General features: G+C 64.0%; 27 protein-coding genes. 12 read left to right on the forward strand and 15 right to left on the reverse strand.

From position 1 onward, the window contains the following. Positions 1–31: 31 nt before the first annotated feature. Positions 32–637, forward strand: a complete 606-nt coding sequence (locus tag HKX24_RS03475; RefSeq protein ID WP_271692900.1) for an outer membrane lipoprotein carrier protein LolA — start codon at positions 32–34, stop codon at positions 635–637. Positions 638–706: 69 nt separating this feature from the next. On the opposite strand, the gene HKX24_RS03480 is transcribed toward HKX24_RS03475, so the two are convergent. Continuing rightward, a complete protein-coding gene (locus tag HKX24_RS03480) occupies positions 707–1,297 on the reverse strand; it encodes a lytic transglycosylase (RefSeq protein ID WP_271692902.1) in 591 nt (196 codons plus the stop codon). A 304-nt stretch (positions 1,298–1,601) separates the two neighbouring features. On the opposite strand from HKX24_RS03480, the gene hspQ reads away from it, so the two are divergent. After that, positions 1,602–1,928, forward strand: a complete 327-nt coding sequence (gene hspQ / locus HKX24_RS03485; RefSeq protein WP_067261750.1) for a heat shock protein HspQ — start codon at positions 1,602–1,604, stop codon at positions 1,926–1,928. Between the two features lie 37 nt (positions 1,929–1,965). On the opposite strand, the gene HKX24_RS03490 is transcribed toward hspQ, so the two are convergent. From HKX24_RS03490 to HKX24_RS03500, 3 genes are all read right to left on the reverse strand, one after another. Further along, a complete protein-coding gene (locus tag HKX24_RS03490) occupies positions 1,966–3,543 on the reverse strand; it encodes a gamma-glutamyltransferase family protein (RefSeq protein ID WP_271692903.1) in 1,578 nt (525 codons plus the stop codon). Positions 3,544–3,769: 226 nt separating this feature from the next. Beyond that, positions 3,770–4,234 (reverse strand): ATP-binding protein, encoded by a 465-nt coding sequence (locus HKX24_RS03495; RefSeq protein WP_271692905.1) that lies wholly within the window; start codon positions 4,232–4,234, stop codon positions 3,770–3,772. A gap of 4 nt (positions 4,235–4,238) precedes the next feature. Continuing rightward, the gene (locus HKX24_RS03500; protein WP_271693780.1) at positions 4,239–4,577 is read right to left on the reverse strand and encodes an STAS domain-containing protein; all 339 of its coding nucleotides are present in this window, start codon (positions 4,575–4,577) and stop codon (positions 4,239–4,241) included. An 87-nt stretch (positions 4,578–4,664) separates the two neighbouring features. Between HKX24_RS03500 and HKX24_RS03505 the strand changes: the two genes are divergently transcribed. The 4 genes from HKX24_RS03505 to HKX24_RS03520 all read left to right on the forward strand — a co-directional run bounded on the left by HKX24_RS03505 (position 4,665) and on the right by HKX24_RS03520 (position 7,907). After that, positions 4,665–5,837, forward strand: coding sequence for an acetyl-CoA C-acyltransferase (locus tag HKX24_RS03505; protein ID WP_271692907.1), 1,173 nt, complete (start codon positions 4,665–4,667; stop codon positions 5,835–5,837). A gap of 75 nt (positions 5,838–5,912) precedes the next feature. Then, complete coding sequence (locus tag HKX24_RS03510) at positions 5,913–6,371, forward strand: GAF domain-containing protein (protein WP_209218454.1); 459 nt, start codon at positions 5,913–5,915, stop codon at positions 6,369–6,371. Positions 6,372–6,420: 49 nt separating this feature from the next. After that, on the forward strand, positions 6,421–7,068 hold the full coding sequence (locus tag HKX24_RS03515) for a pseudouridine synthase (RefSeq protein WP_271692908.1): 648 nt from the start codon (positions 6,421–6,423) through the stop codon (positions 7,066–7,068). Between the two features lie 185 nt (positions 7,069–7,253). Further along, positions 7,254–7,907, forward strand: coding sequence for a peroxiredoxin (locus HKX24_RS03520; protein ID WP_271692909.1), 654 nt, complete (start codon positions 7,254–7,256; stop codon positions 7,905–7,907). 7 nt (positions 7,908–7,914) lie between these two features. Here the strand turns inward: HKX24_RS03520 and HKX24_RS03525 are convergent, their stop codons facing one another. The 9 genes from HKX24_RS03525 to rbfA all read right to left on the reverse strand — a co-directional run bounded on the left by HKX24_RS03525 (position 7,915) and on the right by rbfA (position 16,108). Continuing rightward, a complete protein-coding gene (locus tag HKX24_RS03525) occupies positions 7,915–8,667 on the reverse strand; it encodes a glycosyltransferase family 25 protein (RefSeq protein WP_271692910.1) in 753 nt (250 codons plus the stop codon). 51 nt (positions 8,668–8,718) lie between these two features. Continuing rightward, a complete protein-coding gene (locus tag HKX24_RS03530) occupies positions 8,719–9,423 on the reverse strand; it encodes a glycosyltransferase (RefSeq protein WP_271692911.1) in 705 nt (234 codons plus the stop codon). A 60-nt stretch (positions 9,424–9,483) separates the two neighbouring features. After that, positions 9,484–11,625: a polyribonucleotide nucleotidyltransferase gene (pnp, locus tag HKX24_RS03535; protein WP_271692912.1), complete on the reverse strand. Its 2,142-nt coding sequence runs from the start codon at positions 11,623–11,625 to the stop codon at positions 9,484–9,486. Positions 11,626–11,906: 281 nt separating this feature from the next. Then, the gene (rpsO, locus tag HKX24_RS03540; RefSeq protein WP_067266742.1) at positions 11,907–12,176 is read right to left on the reverse strand and encodes a 30S ribosomal protein S15; all 270 of its coding nucleotides are present in this window, start codon (positions 12,174–12,176) and stop codon (positions 11,907–11,909) included. Positions 12,177–12,344: 168 nt separating this feature from the next. Next, positions 12,345–13,313 carry a calcium-binding protein gene (locus tag HKX24_RS03545; protein WP_333909705.1) on the reverse strand — a complete coding sequence of 323 codons (969 nt, stop codon included), beginning with the start codon at positions 13,311–13,313 and terminating at the stop codon, positions 12,345–12,347. Between the two features lie 60 nt (positions 13,314–13,373). Beyond that, positions 13,374–13,916 carry a DUF1643 domain-containing protein gene (locus tag HKX24_RS03550; RefSeq protein ID WP_271692913.1) on the reverse strand — a complete coding sequence of 181 codons (543 nt, stop codon included), beginning with the start codon at positions 13,914–13,916 and terminating at the stop codon, positions 13,374–13,376. Continuing rightward, entirely contained in the window at positions 13,917–14,843 is a 927-nt protein-coding gene (truB, locus tag HKX24_RS03555; RefSeq protein WP_271692914.1) for a tRNA pseudouridine(55) synthase TruB, read from the reverse strand. Between the two features lie 78 nt (positions 14,844–14,921). Then, positions 14,922–15,668 carry a phosphodiester glycosidase family protein gene (locus tag HKX24_RS03560; protein WP_271692915.1) on the reverse strand — a complete coding sequence of 249 codons (747 nt, stop codon included), beginning with the start codon at positions 15,666–15,668 and terminating at the stop codon, positions 14,922–14,924. Further along, the gene (gene rbfA / locus HKX24_RS03565; protein ID WP_271692916.1) at positions 15,665–16,108 is read right to left on the reverse strand and encodes a 30S ribosome-binding factor RbfA; all 444 of its coding nucleotides are present in this window, start codon (positions 16,106–16,108) and stop codon (positions 15,665–15,667) included. Before rbfA ends, HKX24_RS03560 begins: the two co-directional genes overlap by 4 nt. Before the next feature lie 96 nt (positions 16,109–16,204). Between rbfA and dapB the strand changes: the two genes are divergently transcribed. After that, the gene (gene dapB, locus HKX24_RS03570; RefSeq protein WP_271692917.1) at positions 16,205–17,023 is read left to right on the forward strand and encodes a 4-hydroxy-tetrahydrodipicolinate reductase; all 819 of its coding nucleotides are present in this window, start codon (positions 16,205–16,207) and stop codon (positions 17,021–17,023) included. A gap of 79 nt (positions 17,024–17,102) precedes the next feature. Further along, positions 17,103–17,462 carry a dihydrodipicolinate reductase gene (locus tag HKX24_RS03575; protein ID WP_271692918.1) on the forward strand — a complete coding sequence of 120 codons (360 nt, stop codon included), beginning with the start codon at positions 17,103–17,105 and terminating at the stop codon, positions 17,460–17,462. Between the two features lie 5 nt (positions 17,463–17,467). On the opposite strand, the gene HKX24_RS03580 is transcribed toward HKX24_RS03575, so the two are convergent. Beyond that, complete coding sequence (locus tag HKX24_RS03580; protein ID WP_271689916.1) at positions 17,468–17,668, reverse strand: DUF1674 domain-containing protein; 201 nt, start codon at positions 17,666–17,668, stop codon at positions 17,468–17,470. Positions 17,669–17,867: 199 nt separating this feature from the next. On the opposite strand from HKX24_RS03580, the gene HKX24_RS03585 reads away from it, so the two are divergent. Continuing rightward, entirely contained in the window at positions 17,868–19,139 is a 1,272-nt protein-coding gene (locus tag HKX24_RS03585; RefSeq protein WP_271692919.1) for an RsmB/NOP family class I SAM-dependent RNA methyltransferase, read from the forward strand. A gap of 3 nt (positions 19,140–19,142) precedes the next feature. On the opposite strand, the gene HKX24_RS03590 is transcribed toward HKX24_RS03585, so the two are convergent. Continuing rightward, a complete protein-coding gene (locus tag HKX24_RS03590) occupies positions 19,143–19,892 on the reverse strand; it encodes a PhnD/SsuA/transferrin family substrate-binding protein (protein ID WP_271692920.1) in 750 nt (249 codons plus the stop codon). Between the two features lie 164 nt (positions 19,893–20,056). Here HKX24_RS03590 and HKX24_RS03595 point away from each other — a divergent pair, with 164 nt between their 5' ends. From HKX24_RS03595 to lspA, 3 genes are read left to right on the forward strand one after another with little or no spacing between them, the layout of a single operon-like run. Further along, a complete protein-coding gene (locus HKX24_RS03595; RefSeq protein WP_276153827.1) occupies positions 20,057–21,805 on the forward strand; it encodes a heparinase II/III family protein in 1,749 nt (582 codons plus the stop codon). 16 nt (positions 21,806–21,821) lie between these two features. Further along, positions 21,822–23,408 (forward strand): bifunctional phosphoribosylaminoimidazolecarboxamide formyltransferase/IMP cyclohydrolase, encoded by a 1,587-nt coding sequence (purH, locus tag HKX24_RS03600; RefSeq protein ID WP_271692922.1) that lies wholly within the window; start codon positions 21,822–21,824, stop codon positions 23,406–23,408. Positions 23,409–23,423: 15 nt separating this feature from the next. Beyond that, positions 23,424–23,912: a signal peptidase II gene (lspA, locus tag HKX24_RS03605; RefSeq protein WP_067266723.1), complete on the forward strand. Its 489-nt coding sequence runs from the start codon at positions 23,424–23,426 to the stop codon at positions 23,910–23,912. The last annotated feature ends 21 nt before the right edge of the window (positions 23,913–23,933 follow it).

Below are 23,933 nucleotides of genomic sequence, written 5' to 3' on the forward strand. Positions count from 1 at the left end.
TCTGAACGTGAGGCAACACAGGACGAACAACATGCGTAAACTTACTTCTGCGATTCTGGCGGTTGGACTGGCCGTATCAGCCCCCCTCGCGGCGGCGGCGCAGCAACTGTCGCTGAATGAGATTTCGGGCTATCTGAACCAGCTTCGCACCGCCAAGGGCGACTTTACCCAGATCAACGATGACGGGTCGATCAGCACGGGCACGATCTATATCAAACGCCCCGGCAAGGTACGTTTCGAATATAACGCGCCGGATTCCGGGCTGGTCGTCGCGGGGGCGAATACGGTCGTGATCTACGACAAGAAGTCGAACCAACCGGCTGAGACCTATCCGCTGGCGCGAACACCGCTGTCGATCATCTTGGCCGACAACGTCAATTTGGGCCGCGCCAAGATGGTGACGGGGCACAGCTATGACGGCACCGCCACCACGGTCACGGCCCAAGACCCCGCCAACCCGCAATATGGCAACATCCAGATGAAGTTTACCGGCAACCCGGTGCAGCTGCGTCAGTGGATCATCAACGATGGCAACGGCAGCGCCACGACCGTTGTGTTGGGTGACATGCAGGTGGGGGGCAATATCTCTAACAGCCTGTTCGACACCGCGGGCGCACGGGCAGGCGGCAGACGCTAAGCGGCCCTATTGAAACGAAAAACGCCCCGGCTGATCAGGCCGGGGCGGTTTGCATTGGAGTAAGCGGGTTTACCAGCGGCCCAGACGGCAACCGGCGATCTGCCGTTGATAGAGTTTGGCGCGGGAATCGACCTTGCCCGCGACCCCGACCAGCCACGCCTTGCTGTTATAGCTCTTGCGGGCAAAACCGGTGTGGCCCTCGTGATAGGCGAGGTATTGGTTGCGGGCGTCATGCAGGGAGACGCCGTTCCGCTCCCGCGTCAGGTTCATGTACCAGCCCATGAAATCGCTCGCGTCGCGAATCCGGTCGCGTTTGGCGCGCCAGCGGCCCTCGGACTCCAGATACTCATCCCATGTCGCGTCCAAAGCCTGCGAATAGCCAAAGGCGCTGGATTGGCGGCCCATCGGAATCACGCCCAGCACATATTTGAACGGCGTCCGGGCATCCGCCACGAATTTGCTCTCTTGGTGGATAGTGGCCATTTGGACGTGGATGGGGACACCCCATTTCCGCTCGGTCGCGCGGAATGCGCGCAGGTAGTCGGGGTGCTCTTTCAGGATCGTGCAGGCGTTATCCAGATCACGCGGGGCCGTTTGAGGCCCGCCGCCGCAGGATGCCACCAGCAGTACGATCATCATTGCGCAAAAATGCTTGGTCATCTGCCTCTCGCCTCTCGTTTTTTATTAGGGTCGTTTTTTCGGAGGAGTTTAACCGATTCACCCCCTCCATCACATCACTAAATTGGGAAAATGCTCGGTTTGCTGGGCGGTATTGCGCTGACCATGCGGCTCCGCGCAGGCGGTATTTCGCGGAAATGCAGCAAAGCGGTTGATCCCCAGCTATGATGCCGCCGGAAACCCACTGTCGGCGCGGCGTTCACAGTCTGTTTCCCCGCGCACAGCCGCTGTGATTGGACAAAAGCCCCTTGAAAGGGCTACCGTCGAGGGGTAGGGGCAGCATGTTATGATACGAACACGCGCAAAATATCACCTCGGGCAGATTGTCCGTCACAAGAAGCATCCCTTTCGGGGCGTGATTTTTGACGTCGACCCGGAATTCGCCAACACCGAAGAATGGTATGAGGCGATTCCCGAAGAGAACCGGCCGGTGAAAGATCAGCCGTTCTATCATCTCTTGGCCGAGAACGATCAGAGCTACTATGTGGCCTATGTGTCGGAGCAGAACCTCGTGGCCGATTATTCGGGGGAGCCTGTAGATCACCCCGACATCCCCGATCTGTTTGGCCCCTTCACCGACGGTGCCTATCCGCTGCACTTCCAGATGAACTGAGCCAGGCGGGCCGTTGCCAGCCCGCCAGACGTTTTCATCAATAGCCCAAGGCGCAGCCGTCCTTGCGCGGATCGCTCGCACCTTCCAGCACGCCATCTTCGCGGATGCGGATCGCCTGTGCCCCGCCGATCGCCGTTTCGGGCACTTCGACCCTATGGCCCAGATCGCTCAAGGTTTGGCGCACATCGCCACCAAAGCCGCGTTCGACCTTCATCACCTGCCCATCGGCAAAGGCGCGCGGCGCGTCGATGGCGCTTTGAACGTCCATGTCGAAATCGGTGAGGTTCGAGGCAAAGCGCGCGTGGCCGCAGGGCTGATAGGCCCCGCCCATCACGCCAAAGGGCATGGTCACCCGGCCATTCTCGCGGATCATGCCGGGGATGATCGTATGCATCGGGCGTTTGCCGCCTTTCAGCTCATTCGGGTGGCCTTCCTCCAATGTGAAACCCGCGCCACGGTTTTGCAGCAGGATGCCGAACTTGTCCGAGGCGATGCCAGAACCGAAGCCGTGGAAGATCGAATAGATGAGCGAGACCGACATGCCGTCGCCGTCGACCACGGTGATATAGATCGTGTCTTTATGCACCGCCTCGCTGATCGGGGCGGCGGCGGCCATGGCGCGTTTGGGGTCGATCAGGGCCGCAAGGGCGCGGGCGGTTTCAGGCGCCAGCATGTGGTCAAGCCGGGTGGTGTGGTCCGGGTCGGCCAGAAAGCGGTTGCGCGCGTCATAGGCCAGTTTGGTTGCCTCGGCTTCGATATGCAGCCGCTCGGCCCCCAGCGGGTCCATCCCGGCGATGTCGAAGTGATTAAGGATATTCATCAGCAACAGGGCGGTCGCCCCTTGGCCGTTGGGCGGATGTTCGACCACTTCAAGGTCTTTGTACTGGCCTGACACGGGCGTCGTGACCTCGGCGTGGGCCTTGGCGAAATCCGCGGCGCTGTGGCTGCCGCCTGCGGCCTGCAAGGTGGCGATCATGTCCTCGGCGATCTCTCCGGTGTAGAAGGCATCGCGGCCCTGCGCGGCCACGCGGCGCAGCACTTCGGCCTGTCCCGGCGCGCGGAAGATGTCGCCGGTGCGGGGCGTTTTGCCGTTGATGAGGAAGTGATCCCGCGCGCGCCCCTGAAGGGTGCCGCCATCGGTGGCCCAGTCAAAGGCGACGCGCGGGGCGACGGGCACCCCCGCCTCGGCGTAGTGGACTGCGGGGGCGAGCAGGGCGTCCAACCCCAGTTTGCCGGCGCTTTCGGAGAGCTGGCAGAAGGCGTCGATGGCTGTGGGGATGGTCACGGCATCCGCCGAGCGCAGTGGCACCGTCTGCTCGCCTCGGTCCCGCAGTTTCGCGGCATCCAGCGCCGCTGGCGCGCAGCCGGACCCGTTAAGGGCATGGACCTCCTCGCTCCCCGCCGGGGAGTAGAGCACGAAACAGTCGCCGCCGATCCCGGTCATCTGCGGCTCGCAAATGCCGAGCAACACCGCCCCGGCGACGGCCGCGTCCATCGCGTTGCCGCCCCGCGCAAGGATATCGACCGCCGCCCGCGCCGCCAGCGGATGCGATGTGGCGCAGATGCCGTTGGTGGCCAAGACCGGTGACCGGCCGGGAAGGTGAAAATCGCGCATGTGCTGCCCCTCGCTGAATTACGTCAGCGCGACCCTAGACGGAGATCTCGGTTCTGCCAATGCGGGGGAAAGTTCCTCGGCACCGCGTACTGGGTGGGGGCTATTAAACACGGCACCGAGGGAAGCCATATGCAGCTACAGCCCCGTTTATGACCGGCAACCAAGGCGCAATTGTGATCCCAGCGGGGCCGTTTTGGGAAATATGCGGGACGCGCTGCCGCAGATGTTAACGCGGCGGTAAGCCAACCGGGAGCCGCAGGTCGATTCGGTTCTCTTGGGCCAAGCGGCGATACGTCAGGTCTTTCGCCAGATCGCGGATCAGGAACCAGCCAAAGCCGCCTTCGGGCAGGTCGCAAACCGGGCGGTCGATCTCCTGCGGCAGGCCCAAGGGCACTTGCAGGTCGGGCATCGGCAGCCCTTCGTCCGACACGGCAAGGTGCAGGCCGTCGGGCGCGTGATGGCAGGCGATATGGATGGGGCCGGGGTGGTGCGGGTCGGGGTAGGCGTGTTCGACGATATTGTTCAGCATTTCGGCGACCACCAAACGCACCACGCAGACCTCCTCGGCCCCGAGCGAAAGGCAGCTGAGCGCGTCTAGCAAAAGCGTGAGCGCCTCCCGCGCGGCCTGCGGGCCGCTGTGAACGGTGATCTCGAACGGGCAGAGCGCGGACCGCGCGGCGGAGAGCCGCATCGCGCTATTCTCGATGCGCGGTGAGGGCGGCGTCAAGCGAGTGGAAAATGCCAAAGACCCTATCCATCCGGGTGAGGGTAAAGACCTTTTCCACCGCCGGGGTCAGCCCGGCCAGCACCAGCGCGCGCTGCGGCGCCAGATGTTTCATCGCCGCCACGATCGCGCCGAGCCCGCTGGAATCAATGAAATTGACCCGGTGTAGATCAAGGATCACCACCGGCGGCGCATGGGCCGCGGCACGGCGCAACGCATCCTTGAACTCCAGCGCCGCGGCGGCGTCGATCCGGTCATGCAGCACGCTGACCACGCAAAAGCGGTCTTCTGTTTTGGCGGAAACTTCCATAGACATGCCCCAAGACTTTGAAGTTCGAGACGTGATTAACCGTAAAACCTTACCAACTGGTATGCGGTGCAACTCTAGGAGAACGTGATGCGCAATGTCGTGATAACCGGTGCAGCCAGAACCCCGATGGGCGGTTTCCAAGGGGCCTTTGAAGGGCTGACCGCCGCGGAATTGGGCGGCAGCGCGATCAAGGCGGCCTTGGGCAAGACGGATCCTGCCGAGGTGCAAGAGGTGCTGATGGGCTGCGTGCTGCCCGCAGGCCAGGGCCAAGCCCCCGCGCGTCAGGCCGGGTTCAAAGCCGGTCTGAGCGAAGAGGTGCCCGCCACGACGCTGAACAAGATGTGCGGCTCGGGCATGAAGGCGGCGATGATGGCCTTTGACCAGATCGCGCTTGGTCATACCGATGTGATGGTCGCGGGCGGCATGGAAAGCATGACGAACGCGCCCTACGTCCTGCCCAAGATGCGCGGCGGCGCGCGGCTCGGCCACGGTCAGGTGATCGACCACATGTTCCTCGACGGGTTGGAAGACGCCTATGACAAGGGCCGCCTGATGGGCACCTTTGCCGAAGATTGCGCCGAACGCTTCCAGTTCACCCGCGAGACGCAGGACGACTATGCGCTGGCCTCTCTGTCGCGCGCCATCGAGGCGCAGGAAAGCGGCGCCTTCGCGGATGAGATTGCCCCGGTCGAGGTCACCTCGCGCCGCGGCAGCACGACGGTCAGCGCCGACGAACAGCCCGCCAGCGCCCGGCCCGAGAAGATCCCCCAGCTAAAACCGGCCTTCCGCGAGGGCGGCACGGTGACGGCCGCGAATTCTTCGTCGATTTCAGATGGGGCGGCGGCGCTGGTGCTGGCGGATGAGGAGACTGCCAAGACCCGCGGCCAGACCATCCGCGCCCGCATTGTCGGCCACGCCAGCCACGCCCAAGCGCCGGGGCTGTTCACCACGGCACCTGTCCCTGCGGCGCAGAAACTGCTGGAGCGGATCGGTTGGAAGAAAGAGGACGTCGATCTGTGGGAGGTCAACGAAGCCTTCGCCGTTGTGCCGCTGGCTTTCATGCATGAAATGGACCTCTCGCATGACATCGTAAACGTCAACGGCGGCGCCTGCGCGCTTGGCCATCCCATCGGTGCCTCGGGCGCGCGGATCATGGTGACCCTGTTGAACGCGCTGGAAAAGCGCGGGCTGAAGCGTGGTGTCGCGGCGATCTGCATCGGTGGTGGCGAAGGCACCGCGATTGCGATCGAACGCCCCTGATCCTACGGGCCAACTAGAGTATTTATGGGAGAGGCGGTCCGCCTCCCTTTTCCCGTCTGCAATATGAGTATCCCCATGACCGTCGACTACCAAACCCTCGCCAAGACCATCGCCGCCCTGACCGAGGGCGAAGACGATGCCGTGGCCCTGATGGCCACCATCGCCTGCGAAGTGCATCACGCGGATGACCGCTTTGACTGGACGGGCTTTTACCGGGTGACCGCGCCCGAATTGCTGAAGATCGGCCCTTATCAAGGCGGGCACGGCTGTCTGGTGATCCCCTTTTCGCGCGGGGTCTGCGGGGCCGCGGCGCGCACGGGCGAGGTGCAATTGGTCGAGGATGTCGACGCCTTCCCGGGCCATATCGCCTGCGCCTCCTCGACACGTTCGGAATTGGTGCTGCCGGTCTGGAACGGCGCGGGGGAGTTGCTGGGCGTTTTCGACATCGACAGCGACCAGCCAAACGCTTTCACCCAAGCCGATGCCGATGCGCTGAGCGCGATCCTCAAGGATAGTTTCGCCGCCGTCGCCTGACGGCATCGCCCCCGCTTGATCCGCGGGGCTGCATCTGCGAGGGGGAGCCATGGATAGCGAATATAACCCGCCGCAGGACCCGTTGGTCATTCTGCATGAAGATGCTGAAGTTCTGCTGGTCGACAAACCTTCGGGGCTGCTCAGCGTGCCGGGCAAGGGCGAACATCTGGCCGATTGCCTGATCACGCGGGTGCAGGCGGTCTTTCCTCAAGCGCTGCTGGTGCACCGGCTGGATCGCGACACCTCGGGCGTGATGATCTTTGCCCTGACGCCCCATGCGCAGCGTCACCTTGGGTTGCAGTTCGAAAAGCGTATGACGCGCAAGACCTATGTCGCGCGGGTCTGGGGGGTGCCAGCGGAGAAATCCGGCGGTGTCGATCTGCCGCTGATCGTCGATTGGCCCAACCGCCCCCGGCAGATGGTCTGCCATGAGACCGGGAAGCCTGCGCAGACCGATTGGAAGATGGTCAAGAACGATGGGGAGACTGCGCGCCTCCGGCTGTTCCCCAAGACCGGGCGCAGCCATCAGCTGCGCGTGCATATGCTGGCGCTTGGGCATCCGATTTTGGGCGACCCTTTCTATGCCACGGGGCCCGCGCGGGATTTTCCGCGGTTGATGCTGCATAGCGAGGAATTGCGGTTCAATCATCCGCAGGGTGGCGCATCGACGAAGGTGCGGGCCAAGGCGCCTTTTTGAGTTGCGCTCCGTGCCCGGCCTTGCGCCGTGAGGTGGGGGCGGGATTGGTATTTGAGAAAGGATGAAGGGGAAGGGGGGCCGTGGCGCTGCGGTGAAGTTGTGCTTTGTGGCGATCGGGGGGTGAAACCGGCGGGGTTTGCGATTACCTCTGACCTATCTGTTCACAGATTGACCCGGAGGATATCATGGGCTTGCGTATCAACGACACTATTCCCGATCTTACAGTCGAAACCGATCAGGGCAGATTTTCCCTGCATGAGTTCGTCGGTGACAATTGGGCGATCCTGTTCTCCCACCCCAAGGATTTCACCCCTGTTTGCACCACCGAGTTCGGCGCCGTGGCGCGGCTTTCCGAGGAATGGGAAAAGCGCGGCACCAAGGTGATCGGCGTCAGTGTCGACGGTGTTGAAGAGCATAAGAAGTGGAAGGGCGATATCGAGAAGGTTGCAGGCGCCGAGGCCGGTTTCCCGATCATCGCGGATGCGGGGCTGGAAGTGTCGAAAGCCTTTGATATGCTGCCTGCGGAGGCCTATCTGCCCGATGGCCGCACGCCCAATGACAGCGCCACGGTGCGGTCGGTTTTCATCATCGGGCCGGATAAGCAGTTGAAGCTGAGCATGACCTATCCGATGAACGTGGGCCGGAATTTTGCCGAGGTTCTGCGGGCGTTGGACGGGTTGCAAACGGCGGCGAAGAACGCTGTGGCCACGCCTGCGGATTGGCAGGTGGGTGAGGATGTGATCATCCCCGCGACGGTGTCGGATGAGGACGCCAAGGCGAAGTTCGGGGCGTTTAAGACGGTGTTGCCCTATTTGCGCAAAGCGCAGCTGCCGGGCTGATGTGCCCTTAGCGATGGCCGAGCTTATGGGCGAAAGCCATCGCTTTTTCATATAGTAACCTACGCTGTTTGCGCAGGCCATAGAGGGCGGAGCGCCGGTATTGCCCTCTGTTCCCTCCAGAGCGAGCGGAAATGTCACTGTCGAACCGGCCTGCTGTGACGAGGCTTTGGGCCGTGGCCAGCCCCATGTCGGAGCGCGTGAGGACCTGTCTGAGCATGTTATCGGCGGGGCAGAAGATAGGTTCGGAGGCGGCGAGGAACGTCTCGGCCCCGGCACGGTTCCAGATCAGCGCGTGGGCGAGCATCGGAAAGTAATGAGCGCGGAGCACCGGAATGCCGGCGACTTCGGCCATGGGGGTGGTGATTTTCAAACGGGTCGCGCCCAGGTTTACGCAGTGCCAATCGGTGCGGGGGCGCAGCCATTCTATCAGCTCTGGCACGACGGTTCTGAACGTGGGTTCCAGGGCGATGTCATCTTCGAAGACGAAACCAAGCTCATCCCCGCTCTCTAGGAAGGCGGCGGCGGCACGTTGGTGCGAGACGTAGCAGCCGACCTCGCCTTGGGTCATCGACCGGCCCATGAAACGCCGGGCCTTGCGATCGTCATAGGGGGCGAATTGGGCCAGATCGATCTCGCGCCCGTCGAAGGCATCCACGCGGACCGCCTCGATCTGTGCGGCGTCCAGTTCGGCCTTCGCACTGTCCAGTCGCTGGGGGGAGGCGGCCAGATTGATGACGAATCCCTTTGGGCGCTGTGACATCGATGTGACCTCATTCCTGCGGCGCGCGGGGCGATGACAGGCTTATACGGGTTAAACTTTGGGGGTGGGCCGCCCGCGCAGCCAGTTCTTGAACCGTTTGAAAGCGGAGGGCGGTTTGTGGGCGACGCTGACAAACCCGATGTGCTGGCAAGCGCCGGGTTTCATGAAAGCGGTGAATTTACCCTGTTTGCGCAATTGGCGCGAGATGTGGCTTTCGCGTTTGAAACCGCTGAAGCCGCCGACCTCTTTCCAAAGGGAAAGCGGGGCCAAATGCGGATTGAAGGTATAGCCGTACCATTTGGGGCTGAGCGCATCCATCCGGGCATAGGGGATGCCGGCGCATTCTTCGGTGACGATCTGGGCGCGGGCCGCATCTTCGATGAAGAAGTTATCGGTGTCGCGGAAACAGACCGAAGAGACATCGGGATGGGCCTCTAGCAAGCGCAGGGCGTCATCTAAAAAATCGTGGCGGGTGAATTCCCAATCGTCTTCCATGTGAAAGACATAAGGCGTGCGCACCTTGGCATACATGGCGTCGACGGCGGGGTGGTGGCCGACCTGTTTGCCCAGATCGATGCGTTGCCCATGAGGGCAGAGCTGGTCGAAGACCGCGCTGGTTTCGGCATCGCCGAAGTCGTTGATGCCAATGATCGGGAGCTTGCGCAGCTCGGGGCCGAGGCTTTCGAGCGTTTGTTGCAAGACATCGGGGCGCAGCCCCATGGTGATGCAAATCGTGACCAGATTTTCTGCGCGCATGTCTCGTACTGCCCTGAGGGGAAACTGCGGACCCCGGTGAGGGTCCGCAGCAGGTTTTGATTAACCCTCTGCCGCTTCTTTCTTCTCGGCAGTGATCTCTTCGCCGGTCTCCTGATCGACGACTTTCATCGACAGGCGTACCTTGCCGCGATCGTCGAAGCCCAGAAGCTTGACTTTCACTTCCTGACCTTCCTTCAGAACGTCCGAAGGGTGGTTCAGGCGGCGGTTTTCGATCTGGGAGACATGCACCAGACCGTCGCGCTTGCCGAAGAAGTTCACGAAGGCGCCGAAATCGACGATCTTCACGACGGTGCCGGTGTAGATGGCACCTTCTTCGGGCTCGGCCACGATCGAATAGATCATGTCATAGGCTTTCTTGATCGCTTCGCCGTTGGGGCTGGCGATCTTGATGGTGCCTTCGTCGTTGATGTCGACCTTGGCGCCGGAAACCTCGACGATCTCGCGGATCACCTTACCGCCCGAGCCGATCACTTCGCGGATCTTATCGGTCGGGATTTGCATGGTCTCGATACGCGGCGCGTGAACGGAGAAGTCCGCGGCACCCGAAATCGCCTTGTTCATCTCGCCGAGGATGTGGATACGGCCTTCTTTGGCTTGTGCCAGGGCTTTCTCCATGATCTCGGGCGTGATGCCTGCGACCTTGATGTCCATCTGCAGCGAGGTGATGCCGGCTTCGGTGCCCGCGACCTTGAAGTCCATGTCGCCGAGGTGGTCTTCGTCACCCAGGATGTCCGACAGGATCGCGTAGGAGCCGTCATCTTCGAGGATCAGACCCATCGCCACACCGGCCACGGCCGATTTCAGCGGCACGCCCGCGTCCATCATGGACAGGGAGCCACCGCAGACCGATGCCATCGAAGAAGAGCCGTTGGATTCGGTGATCTCGGAGACCAGACGGATGGTGTAGGGGAAGTCCGTTGCCGCGGGCAGAACCGCCTGCAGGGCGCGCCATGCGAGCTTGCCGTGGCCGACTTCGCGGCGTCCGGGAGGGCCCACGCGACCCACTTCGCCGACCGAGTAGGGCGGGAAGTTATAGTGCAGCAGGAAGTTCGATTTGAAGTTGCCGTGTAGCGCGTCGATGAACTGCTCATCGTCGCCGGTGCCGAGCGTGGTCACGACGAGACCTTGCGTTTCACCACGGGTGAACAGCGCCGAACCGTGGGTCCGTGGCAGGATGCCGGTTTCGGCCACGATGTCACGAATTTCGTCGGTGCGACGACCGTCGATACGCTTGCCGGTTTTCACCACGTCGCCGCGCAGGATGCTGGCCTCAAGGCCCTTCATCGCGGAGCTGAGGTTCTTGTCCTCAAGCTGCTCTTCGGTGAGCTTGCTCTTAATGGTTTCGCGGGCGGCGGCAACGGCGGCGGTGCGCTCTTGCTTGTCTACGATCGCGAAAGCGGCACGCATTTCGTCTTCGCCAGCGGCTTTCACGGCTGCCGACAGGTCCGAATAGTCGTCGGGCTGGAAGTCGAAAGGCTCTTTCGCGGCTTCTTCGGCCAGATCGATGATCAGGTCGATGACCGGCTGGATCTGCTCATGCGCGAATTTCACGGCGCCCAGCATTTCCTCTTCCGACAGCTCATAGGCTTCGGATTCGACCATCATCACCGCGTCCTTGGTGCCCGCGACCACGAGGTCGAGGCGCTGGTCGGGGTTCAGGCGCAGGTCTTGCATGTCGTCGATGGTCGGGTTCAACACATAGTCGCCACCCTCATAGCCCACACGGCAGCCCGCGATCGGACCCATGAAGGGCGCGCCCGAGAGCGTCAGCGCGGCGGAGGCGGCGATCATGGCGACCATGTCGGGGTCGTTGACCAGATCGTGGCTCAACACGGTGCACATCACCAGAACTTCGTTTTTGAAGCCGGGGACGAAGAGCGGGCGGATCGGACGGTCGATCAGACGCGCGGTCAGGGTTTCCTTCTCGGTGGGGCGGGCCTCACGCTTGAAGAAGCCACCCGGTACTTTACCGGCGGCATAGTATTTCTCTTGGTAGTGCACGGTCAGGGGGAAGAAGTCCTGCCCGGGCTTTTGCTGACGTGCATACGTCACGTTGGCCATGACGCTGGTCTCACCCAGCGTGGCAATCACCGACCCGTCCGCCTGACGGGCAACCTTACCGGTTTCCAGTGTCAGCGTCTCTTCGCCCCACTGGATCGATTTTTTCGTTACATTAAACATCTACGTTTCCTTTTTGGCCCATTGGCCATTGCATAGGGGCCGTATTGCCCCTGACTCCGGTATCTTCTTTTTCAGGCGCTGGAGTCCGGGCGCCGGATTTCAGATTGCGCGGGCATACATGTTTTCATGGCAAATGGGAAGTGTTCTGTCGCCTCGGGGCCATAAGCGGCGGGTTCTCTCCGCCGCAGCGCGCCCCGGTCTGCGCGCAACAAAAAACCTCCCGGCGGGGCCGGGAGGTTTTGGTCGTCCTGTCACCGGAACTTCCGGCGGCTTGCGCGCGATTAGCGGCGCAGGCCGAGGCGTTTGATCAGGTCCTGATAGCGGGACTCGTCTTTGGCCTTAACGTAATCCAGCAGCTTGCGGCGCGTCGCGACCATTTTCAAAAGACCACGGCGGCCGTGGTTGTCTTTCTTGTGGGTCTTGAAGTGCTCGGTCAGCGTGGTGATGCGCGAGGTCAGAATGGCAACCTGAACTTCGGGCGAACCGGTGTCGCCTTCTTTGGTGCCGAATTCTTTCATGACTTTTGCTTTTTCTTCAGCAGTGATCGACATCGGGGTCTCCTTTCGAAAAGAGTTAAAATGGATGGCGCAGGCCGGGATGTCGTCCAGCGCAGGCCCATGGAGATATCACCCGCTGACGGAATCAGCAGGCGATGGGGGCGTATAGGAGGAATTTTCGCCTTTGGCAAAGGGTGATTTGCGCATGGGCTCCGCCCCGCCTTAGGCCGCGAGGCCGAGGTCGAAGGCTGCAGAGAGCGGGATCAGCGCGATATCGTCCAGCGTGACGCTGTCCCCCGCCACCCGTGCGACGATGATATCGTCCAGCAGGACGAGGGTTTGGCCTGCATCCTCCGGGTCGGGCAGGATGGAAAGCGGCGGCTCCGCCCCGCCCGCGCTGCTGTCGTCCCAGACAAAGAGCAGCGAATCGTCCGCCGCGTGGTAGTCCGTGATCTGCGCCGCCCCGCCTTGGCCGATCCAGTCCCCCAAGGCGATTTGATCGGTGCCGTCGCCCGAGGTCACCACATCCCCGGCGCCCGCGATGATCAGGTCGTCGCCGCCGCCGCCGTTCAGGAAATCGGGGCTTTGTTGGTCATCGGCCCCGGTGAGCGTGTCGTCGCCCCAGCCGCCAAAGAGCGTATCCACGCCCGCGCCGCCGCGCAGCGCATCGTCGCCAAGCCCGCCTTGAAGGGCGTCATCACCAGCCTCGCCCTCAAGCAGGTCATCACCGGCAGAGCCATGCAGCGCGTCATCGCCCGCCCCGCCATAGAGAAAGTCATCGTCATTGTGGCCAAAGAGGCTGTCGTTGCCCGCGCCGCCAAAAAGGTCGTCATCCCCGTCATTGCCATGCAGGATGTCGCCGCCCGCGCCACCTTGGAGCGTGTCATTGCCGCCGTGGCCGTGTAGGTCATCATCCCCGCCGCCGCCACGAAGCAGGTCATCCCCGCCGTAGCCGCCAAGATGGTCGTCGCCGGGGCCGCCCTCCACCGTCTCACCGTCATCGCTGCCCGACAGGATATCTCCGACCGTGGTGGTGCCGCCACCGCCCGGGCTGTCCCCATCCGGCAGCTCGTCCTCCGACGGCGTTTCGATTTCCACGAAAGTGACGGCGCCGACCGCCATCAGACCCATTACCCCAGCCAGCCACAACATCCGCAGTTCCACCCGTTGATTGCTTGATGCCCCACACATCGTCCCAGCTTCAAAAGGGCATGTCGTGGCTGTAAAATCAAAGGAATAGCGGGGAAATGGTTAACGAATGCCTGCCCGCGCCGGGGGCTCGGGCTGCCACAGAACCGGCTCTTGGGTGTAGGGCAGGTAAAGCGGATGGCGCGGATGCCCGGCTTTGGAGAGGCCGAGGTGGTAGAGCGGTTTCGCCCCCTCAGCCAGCCGAGCCGCGACGGCGAGACCGCGGTCGAGATGGGCGCCATGCACGCCCCAAGCGGCGATGATGCGGTCGGCCCAATCGGCCCCTTCGACCAGCGTGGCGTCATTGTCGGGGCCGATGGGATCGGCCGCTGCGCGCATGTCGCGCGGGTCGGTGGCGCGGAAGGCGAAGATATTGGTCACCCGGAAGCCGCCAAAGCCCAGCACCCGCGCCCGACGCTCGCAGCGCTCGACCGTCGGGTCGTTCTGCACCTCGGTCGCGGTGGAAGGGTTCAGCATCACGAACATCACCCGCGGCGCGCCTGGCTCCCAGATCCGGGTAAGGCTGTAGCGGTATTGCTCGCAGGGCGAGTAGACCGCGGTCGAAGGGGCGTCGCCCTTGGTGTGGCTGCGGGTAATTAGGGCCATTCAGCCCTCATTCGCGTCCGACGACAGGTTGAACACCCGGCTCGGGTGCAGCTCCCCCGCCTTGAAGCGGCCCACGGCGACAGGCTGCCCGTCGAGCGAGGCCCAGCATTCATCGCCATATTCCACGTCATGGGCGATGACCATGCCGGGGTTGCCGTTGCGCAGGCGGGTGGCGCCTTCGGGGGTGGCTTTGACCTCGGGCAGGTCGGCGAGCCCTTCGGCCAGCGGCAACAGATAGGTGTCGAGTTCCGGTGTCCGGGCCAGTTCGTCCACCTGCGCCAGCGTCAGGGCGTTGCCTGCCTCGAACGGGCCGGACCATGTGCGGCGCAATTCGCGGACGTGGCCGAGACAGCCAAGCTTCTGCCCCAGATCGCGCGCGATGGAGCGGACATAGCCGCCCTTGCCGCAGACCATTTCAAGCGTGACATGATCGGCATCGGGGCGGTCGACCAGCAGCAGGCTTTCCACCCATAGGGGGCGGGCGGCGATCTCCATCTCTTCGCCGTCGCGGGCGCGTTTATAGGCGCGTTGGCCGTCGATCTTCACGGCGGAGAACTGCGGCGGCACCTGCTGAATGTCACCGATAAAGCCGTTCAGCGCATCCTTGATCGCGGCGTCATCGGGGCGCAGGTCAGAGGTGCCGATGGCTTCGCCTTCGGCGTCGTCGGTATTGGTGGCGATCCCCAAACGTACGGTGAACTCATAGGCTTTGAGCGCGTCGGTGATATAGGGCACGGTCTTGGTCGCTTCGCCCAAGGCGATGGCCAGAACGCCGGTCGCTTCGGGGTCGAGCGTGCCTGCGTGGCCCGCCTTCTTGGCCTCCAGCGCCCAACGGACCTTGTTGACCACGGCGGTCGAGGTGGGGCCAGCGGGTTTGTCCACCACCAGCCAACCAGAAATATCGCGACCCTTGCGTTTGCGTGCCATGTCTTGCCCCTTCGCTTTTGTGGTGCTGCCCTCTATCGGAGCCGCGCCGCCCTGCCCAGCCCCCAAGCGGGGAAAAGCTTACTTTGCGGGCGTCACGATGCCCACGATCGGCCCCAAGGTGGTAAAGCCCGCCCCGCTGCGACGCAGACCGGGTGCGCGCAGCCGCGAGATATTGCCGTCGAAATACAGCGCGTTAGGCAGGTCCAACTCATCCCGGTAGAGCCGGGCGAATTCGTGAAAGGTGACCACATCGTTGGAAATCGCGAAAACCGCGCGTTTGCCATCTGCCGTTGTGCCAACCCCGTTTCGGATATAGCGCGAGGTGCTGTCGGGCAGGAAACGCGGGTGCAGCGCCCCGTCTATCACCAACATCGGGCCGGATTGCGTGGCGAAACGGCAGTTCGGCTTGGCCTTGAGATAGCGCTTGGTCTCGATCACATCGGCGCGGCCCTCGCGTAGGCAGAAGACACCATTGGGCAGCAGGCCGAAATTGCCGGGGCCCGCGTTGTCGATCACGCCGCGCGTCTCGACCCCTTCTTCGATGTAATGCCCAACCGGAGAGCGGTCTTCGTGGTACATGCCCGCGTTCATGGCAAAGCCAAGCCGCAGCCCCTGCGCTTTCAGCGCCTCGTCAAGCGAGCCGAAGAACCCATAGGGCGCGCCCGCCTCGTCGTTGAGGAAAAGCCGCAGGTCGTCCCGCTCCAGATCGACTTCGCAGATCGTGTAGGAACTGCCGTCGAAGGTGATGTTGCGACATTCGGCAGCATCCGCAGGCGTGCCTTTCAGCGCGATTAGCGCGAATGCGATCAGACCCGCGCGGATCACTGGTCCGGCGCGCCGTCGGCGCTGTCGCCCGCATCATCGTGATCGGGGGCATCCGCATCGCGGCGCACCACCTCTTGGTTCAGCATGCGGCGGGTGTCGTCCATCCGGTCAAAGGTCTGGTCCAACTGAAAGCGCAGATCGGGCGAGAACTTGAGCGTCAGTTTCTTGGCGACCTGACGGCGCAATTCGCTTTTGTTGCGGGCCAGCAGTTTGAGAACCTCATCCTGACCCTCCCCGCCCAAGGGCAGCACATAGGCCGTGGCGATCTTGAGGTCGGGAGAGATGCGCACCTCGCCCACGGTGATCGACATCCGATTGAGATCGGTGTCATGCACATCCCCGCGTGCGAGGACATCTGACAAGGCGCGGCGGACGGTTTCGCCCACGCGGAGTTGTCGTTGCGACGGGCCGGGGCCCTCATGAAACTTGTTCTTTGCCATGCCCCCCATCTAAGGCTTCGGTTGCACTTTGCCAAGCGCTCCGCGACGGGCTAAACCGGCCCTGCCAGTCACGGCCAGAACCGCAGGAGACCGAGTATGACACAGACCCCCGGCATTGCCGTCACCGGCGCCTCTGGCCGCATGGGCCAAATGTTGATCCGTGAGATCAACGCCAGCGAGAAAATGCATCTGGCCGCCGCGCTGGAGCGTCCGGGCCATGATTGGATTGGCCGCGATCTGGGCGAGGCGATGGGCGGCACGGCCTCGGGCGTGACCGTGACGGACAATGCGGCAGAGGCTTTTGGCAAGGTGCAGGCCGTCATCGACTTCACCGCGCCGCAGGCCACCATCGCTTTTGCCGGTGAGGCCGCCAAGGGCGGGATCGTCCATGTCATCGGCACCACCGGCATGACCGAAGATGAAATCGCCCAGCTTGCCCCCGCTGCCGAACAGGGGGCCGTCATCGTCCGTGCGGGGAACATGAGCCTCGGCGTGAACCTGCTGACGCAGCTCACCCGGCAGGTCGCCGCCGCGCTGGACGTGGATTACGACATTGAGATCATCGAATCGCACCACAATCAGAAAGTCGATGCCCCCTCGGGCACCGCATTGATGCTGGGCGAAGCCGCTGCCGAAGGGCGCGGTGTCAAACTGGCGGATGTTTCGGACCGGGGCCGCGATGGGATCACCGGCGCGCGGCAAAAGGGCGATATCGGGTTCACCGCGATCCGGGGCGGCGATATCGTGGGCGAACATGACGTGATGTTCGCCGCCGCCGGAGAGCGGATCATCCTGCGCCACGTCGCCTCGGACCGTGCGCTTTTCGCCCGCGGGGCGCTCAAGGCCGCGCTTTGGGGGCAGGGCAAAGCGCCGGGGGAATATGACATGTTGGACGTGCTTGGCCTGAAGGGCTGAGGCGCAAACAGATTTTCTGAAACTTTACCTTCCTTGGCTACGTGAGTGCCTCAGGCAACTCACCCCAAGGGAGGTTTCGATGAAGATTACCTTTGCACTGGCCGTGACAGCGATACTGGTGTCAGTCGGTCTGCCCGCTGCGGCGGAATATGCCCGTATCCAGAGCAAGTCGGACTTCGTCGCGGCGGTGAATGGCAAGCGCCTGACCCGCCCGCTGGTCGATCTGCGGGTCACCTCCGGCGGGGTCATTTCCGGCAAGGGTGCGGTTTGGGAGGTGACCGGCAAGTGGTCGTGGCAAGACGGTTATTTCTGCCGCACGCTGGTCTGGGGCGGCAAGGAGCTGGGCTATAACTGCCAATTGGTCGCCCGCGATGGCGCGAAACTCCGCTTTACCTCCGACAGGGGCGCGGGGGAGTCGGCAGTGCTGACCCTGCGCTGAAGCGCTTAGAAATCGACAGCGATGCCCTTCTTCTCCCAATCGCCATAGCGCACAGGCTCTGGCCCATCGCGCCCGCCAAGTTCGGTGGGCATGTCGAGCGCGGCTGCCGCCTCACGCCGGGCGGCAGCCTCGGCCAAGGCGCGCTGGGCGGCGGCAGGCAGATCGGGGCCGGGGGCCGGCGTTGGGTCTTGCGGTGTGTCGGGGATCGGTTTCGGCCCCGGTTTGGGTTGCGGGGGCAGGTCCGGCGCGGGGCTGGGCGTGGGATCAGGGCCGGGTTTGCTGTCGGGAATGGGGCGTTGATCGGGCATCATGGTCCTCTTGAGCCAAGTTCTCCCTTGATATACGTCGCCCGCTGGCCCAGACAACCCGGCAACCCCTCAAGCCAGACCCAGATAGGATATGACCATGGCAGACACAGGCGTTCAGGCCCGCAGAAGCGCGGTTTATCTGCTGGATCAGATTTTGGACGATGAGCCGCGGCTGATGTCCGAGCTTCTTGCCGCGGGCGCGCTGGACAAGCTGCCCCCCGATGATCGGGCCCGGGCGCAGCGTTTGGCGCAGGACACGCTGCGCGGGTTGGAGCGGGCGGATCGGTTGCTGCAAAAGCACCTGCAAAAGGCACCGCCGCTGACCGTGCGCAATGTGCTGCGGGTCGGCACGGTTGAGCTTTGTCAGGGCGGGGCCGCGCATGGGGTGGTGAATGCGATGGTGAACCTCGTCTCGCAACACCGCACGCTGAGCCATCTCAAGGGGCTGACCAACGCCGTGCTGCGCAAGATCGCCGCTCAGGGGCCCGAGGCGTGGGATGCCCTGCGCGCGCCGCGCCTGCCGAAATGGCTGCGCGGACCGCTGGCCGAAGCTTGGGGCACCGATGCCATGGCCGCGATGGAACAGGCGCATTTCGCGGGCGCACCGCTTGATCTGACCGCCAAGGGCGACGCCGCCGCTTTGGCAGAGGCCGTGGGGGGCACACTGCTGCCGACAGGCTCCGTCCGGGTGACAGATGCCGGGCAGGTCTCAACCATGCCGGGTTTTGCCGAGGGCGATTGGTGGGTGCAAGATGCCGCCGCCGCGATCCCGGTGCGGGTGCTGGCGCCCAAGGAGGGCGAGACGGTGCTGGACCTCTGCGCCGCGCCGGGCGGCAAGACGATGCAACTGGCCGCCGCGGGGGCGGTCGTCACCGCCGTTGACCAGTCGCACCCCCGGATGCAGCGGGTGAAGGAAAACCTCGCCCGCGTCGGGCTGAAGGCCAAGACGCTGACCAAAGACGCGCGCGCCGTGCAGGGCACATTCGACGCCATTCTGCTGGACGCGCCCTGCTCCGCCACCGGCACCATCCGCCGCCACCCGGACCTGCCTTATGCCAAAGACGGATCGGAATTCGGTGATCTGATCGAGTTGCAATCCGAGTTGATCGACCACGCGTGGAGCCTGCTCAAGCCCGGCGGGCGGCTGGTGTTCTGCACCTGTAGCCTGCTGCCGGACGAGGGCGAAGTGCAGGTCGACGAAGCCTTGGAGCGGCATGGCGATATGACCGTCGACACCGCTGCGCTGGAGGTGCCCGGCGTCGAGGCCGATTGGCACACCGAAGAGGGCGGGCTGCGGCTGCGCCCCGATTTCTGGGCCGATCAAGGTGGGATGGACGGGTTCTACATTGCCTGCCTGCGCAAGGGCTGACCCTCACGCCCCGTCGGGCGGGGAGGGGACGACGAGATAGGCCGCTTTCGGGATGTCTATGAGGCCGCGGAGCCCTAGCGTGGCGGCATCTGCTGCCGTGAGCCCGGCAATGGCCGCGCGCGCCGCCGCGGTTATTGCCGCCGCATCGGCATCCGCCGCCGCAATATAGGGCAGGCCGGGGGTCGGGGCCGTGCGTTCCAGCACCCGCAGGTCACCCGCGAAAGCGTCATGGCTTTCGATCAGCCGCCAAGACACCGCATCCAGCGCCGCGATATCCGCGCGTCCCTCGGCCACAGCCTTGGCCGAGGCGCGGTGACCGTGGCTTTGGCTACGCTTTGCAAACCAAAAGCCCCGCGCCCGGCAATGCGCGTAAGGGGCGGCATAGCCTGATCGCGAGAACGTCTGGTTGTAGGTGAAGCGCGCCGCGTGGAAATCGGAAATTGTTTCACGGGGATCATTGGCGCGGACCACGAAAACGCTGTTGTAATACCCCGGCGGGCAGCCTTCGACGCCAAAGTCCGGCGTGCCGATCAGCGTGACACGGTCATGCAGCCACAGGCGGTAAGGCATCCCGCAGGTCTGGGATAAGGTGAGGTCGGGCGCTGTCCAGACGGCGAATTCCTCGGCATCATTGCTCAGCCTTTCCGGGGCCGGGATGCCCTGCGCGCGCAGGGCGTCACGGATCATGGCCCAGTAGCGCCCTGTCGCCTCGGCGGTCTCGGGGCGCAGGTACATCATCAGGCTGGCGATCATCGGCGGCTCCGCTTGGGGTGTTCCTGTTTAGGCCGCGCCGCCGCGCGGTGGCAAGCGTCGGTTCCCCGCCGATCCTCCGCCGCGCGGGGAAAATCCGGTGACTCATTGTGGGGCCGCGGTTATGCTGCCGCCAAACGCCAGCAGAGCGTCAGGGGCAGCTTGATATGATTAATCTTTCCAGCGTCATGGCTCGCAGGGCGCGGTTTCTGAACCGCTGGCACGCTTGGCGTGCGACCCGGGGCCGAGGGCGGGTCGTCGCGTTCACCTCCTCGCCCGAGCCGCGCACCATCGGCTCTTTCGCGCGGGGGCGGCAGTTGATGGCGGGCAATTACCTCTTTGCCGGCAGCCTGCTGACCGCGCCGCAAGCCGCCATGTGGGACCTTAGCCCGCCTGACCCCGCATTTGCTGCGGAACTGCACGGTTTTGCGTGGCTCGATGACCTCGCTGCCGTGGGCGATGCGCGGGCGCGGGGGGCGGCGCAGGCGTGGCTTTGGGGCTGGATAGACCGTTTCGGGCGCGGGCAGGGGCCGGGCTGGACCCCGGCGCTAACCGGGCGGCGGCTGATCCGGTGGATCAATCACGCGCTTTTCATGCTGCGGGGGACGGAGACCGAGCAGAGCGATGCCTTCTACCGATCCCTTGAACAGCAGACCCGGTTCCTGTCGAAACGCTGGCGCGGGGCGGCCCCTGGCCTGCCGCGTTTTGAGGCGCTGGCCGGGCTGATCTATGCCAGCCTGTCGCTGGAGGGGCTGGCCGAACTGGCCGATCCGGCGGTCAAGGCCCTCGCCCGGGAATGCGCCAGCCAGATCGATGCCGAGGGGGGGCTGCCCACGCGCAATCCCGAGGAACTGCTGGCGGTCTTCACCCTGCTGACATGGGCCGCCGCCGCGCTGAGCGATGCGGGCCGCAGCGCGCCCAAAGAGCATCTGACCGCGATCGAGCGCATCGCGCCGACCCTGCGCAGCCTACGCCATGCGGATGGGGCGTTGGCGCGGTTTCACGGCGGCGGGCGCGGCATGGAGGGCTGGCTGGACCACGCGCTGGCGGCGGCCAAAGTCAGGACGCGGCAGCCCGATGGGCTGGCCATGGGCTTTGCAAGACTGTCCGCAGGCCGCACCAGCGTGATCGTCGATGCGGCAGCCCCGCCAAGCGGTGCGGCCTCGACCAACGCCCATGCCTCGACATTGGCATTCGAGCTGACCTCGGGGCGGCGGCCCTTGGTGGTGAATTGCGGCTCCGGCGCGTCCTTCGGGCTAGAGTGGCGGCGGGCGGGGCGGGCCACGCCGTCGCATTCGGCCCTGTCGCTCGTCGGCCATTCCAGCGCGCGACTGGCGGAGCCTGATCCGCATAGCGGGGCGGAGGCGCTGATCGCGGGCCCGCGCCATGTGCCCGTCGAGATCGGAGAGGCGGCGGATGGGCTGCGTTTCGAAGGCGCGCATGACGCCTATCTGCGCAGCCACGGGCTGACCCATGCGCGGCGGCTTGAGCTGACCGCAGACGGGCGCGGCCTTTCGGGGGAGGATATGCTGCTGGCGATCGAGGGGGCGGAGAAGCGGCGTTTTGACAAAGTGCTGAACGCCGCCCAGTCAAAGGGGGTCGCCTTCGATATCCGGTTTCACCTGCACCCGGATGTGGATGCCACGTTGGACCTTGGCGGGGCTGCGATCTCAATGGCGCTGAAAAGCGGGGAGATTTGGGTGTTTCGCCATGACGGCACGCATAATCTGTCTTTGGAACCGGGGGTTTACCTTGAGACAACCCGTCTGAAACCGCGCGCCGCGCAGCAGATCGTGCTCTCGGGCTATGCCATGAACTATGCCACGCGGGTGCGCTGGTCGTTGTCAAAAGCGCAGGAAACTGCGATTGGCGTGCGAGATTTGTCGATCGACGATCCCTATGCTGATGAAGACTGACCAAGGAACCAGCCCCATGCCCGACCTCTATCCCATCAAACGCGCCCTGCTTTCCGTATCCGACAAGACCGGTCTTTTGGACCTTGGCAAGGCTTTGGCGGCGCGGGGCGTCGAATTGCTCAGCACCGGCGGCACCGCGAAAGCGCTGCGCGACGCGGGGCTGGAGGTTCTGGATGTAGCCGATGTGACCGGCTTTCCCGAAATGATGGACGGGCGCGTGAAAACGCTGCATCCGGTCGTGCACGGCGGTCTGTTGGCCCTGCGCGACAATGACGAACACGTCGGCGCGATGAACGAACACAACATCGGCGCGATCGATCTGGTGGTGGTGAACCTCTACCCCTTCGAGGAAACCGTCGCCAAGGGCGCGGAATACGCCGAGGTGATCGAGAACATCGACATTGGCGGCCCGGCGATGATCCGCTCGGCGGCGAAGAACCACGGTTTCGTCAATGTGGTGGTGGATGTCGAGGATTACGCCGAGGTCATCGCGGAGCTGGAGGCCAACGACGGCCAGACCTCTTACGCCCTGCGCCAGCGTCTCGCGCAGACCGCCTATGCCCGCACCGCCGCCTATGACACCGCCGTCAGCACATGGATGGCCGCGCAGGTCGAGGCCACGCCGCGCCGCCGCACCTTTGGCGGCACGTTGGCCCAGACCCTGCGCTATGGCGAGAACCCGCATCAGCAGGCGGCCTTCTACACCGATGGCTCGAACGCCCCCGGTCTGGCCAACGCGGTGCAGCATCAGGGCAAGGAGCTGTCCTATAACAACATCAACGACACCGACGCGGCCTTTGCGCTGGTTAGCGAGTTCGACCCCAAGGACGGCCCCGCCTGCGCCATCATCAAACACGCCAACCCCTGCGGTGTGGCCCGGGGCGAGACGCTGCTGGAAGCCTACACACGCGCCTTCGACTGTGACCGCACCTCGGCCTTCGGCGGCATCATCGCGTTGAATCAGCCGCTGGACGGGCCGACAGCAGAGGCCATCGCCGCGATCTTCACCGAGGTCGTCATCGCCCCCGGCGCGGATGAGGATGCCAAACGCATCTTCGCCGCCAAAAAGAACCTGCGCCTGCTGACCACCGAAGGCCTCGCCGATCCGACCGCTGCCGAACTGGCGGTGCGGCAGGTCTCGGGCGGCTTCCTTGTGCAGGACAAGGACGTAGGCCGCATCACGCGCGATGATCTGAAAGTCGTGACCAAGCGCAAGCCATCGGATCAAGAACTCGATGACATGCTCTTTGCCTGGACCGTGGCGAAACACGTCAAGTCTAACGCCATCATCTACGTCAAGGACGGCGCCACCGTGGGCGTGGGCGCGGGCCAGATGAGCCGCGTGGACAGCACCCGCATCGCCGCGCGCAAGGCCCAAGACATGGCCGAGGTGATGGACATCGACGCCCCCCTGACGCAGGGTTCGGTCGTGGCCTCTGATGCCTTCTTCCCCTTCGCGGACGGCCTCATCACCGCCGCTGAGGCCGGTGCCACGGCGCTGATCCAGCCCGGCGGCTCCATGCGCGATGACGAGGTGATCGCAGCGGCGGATGAGGCGGGGCTTGCCATGGTCTTCACCGGCATGCGCCACTTCCGGCACTAAACGAAGGGGAGTCCCATGCGGACATTCGGCATCGCGGCCTTCGTGGCCTTTCTGATCGACCAGATCAGCAAATACGTGGTCATTCACATGATGGAACTGGCGCGTGTCCGCTCCATCGACGTGCTGCCGCCGGTGCTGAATTTCCGCTACGGGGAAAACCGGGGCATCAACTTTGGCCTTGGCGGCGACATGAGCCAATGGGTGCTGATCGTGGTGGCGCTAGTGATCTGCGCGGGCGTCACCCTATGGCTCTGGCGCAGCCCGCATGGGCGTTGGGCGCAGCTCAGCGGTGGCCTGCTGGTCGGCGGGGCGCTGGCGAATGTGGCGGACCGGCTGATCTACGGCTATGTGCTCGATTTCCTGAACAACTCCTGCTGCGGCATCAACAACCCTTTCGTCTACAACTTGGCGGATGTCTTTATCTTTGCCGGGGCCTTGGGGCTGATCCTCTTTACCGGAGAGCCGAAAAGCGCGCCCAAGCGCCGGGGCAAAAAAGGTCAGTGACATTGCCCGCTTGCCTGCGAT

It is taken from the genome of Sulfitobacter sp. M85, assembly GCF_029285915.1.
GTDB classification, from domain to species: Bacteria; Pseudomonadota; Alphaproteobacteria; order Rhodobacterales; family Rhodobacteraceae; genus Sulfitobacter; species Sulfitobacter faviae.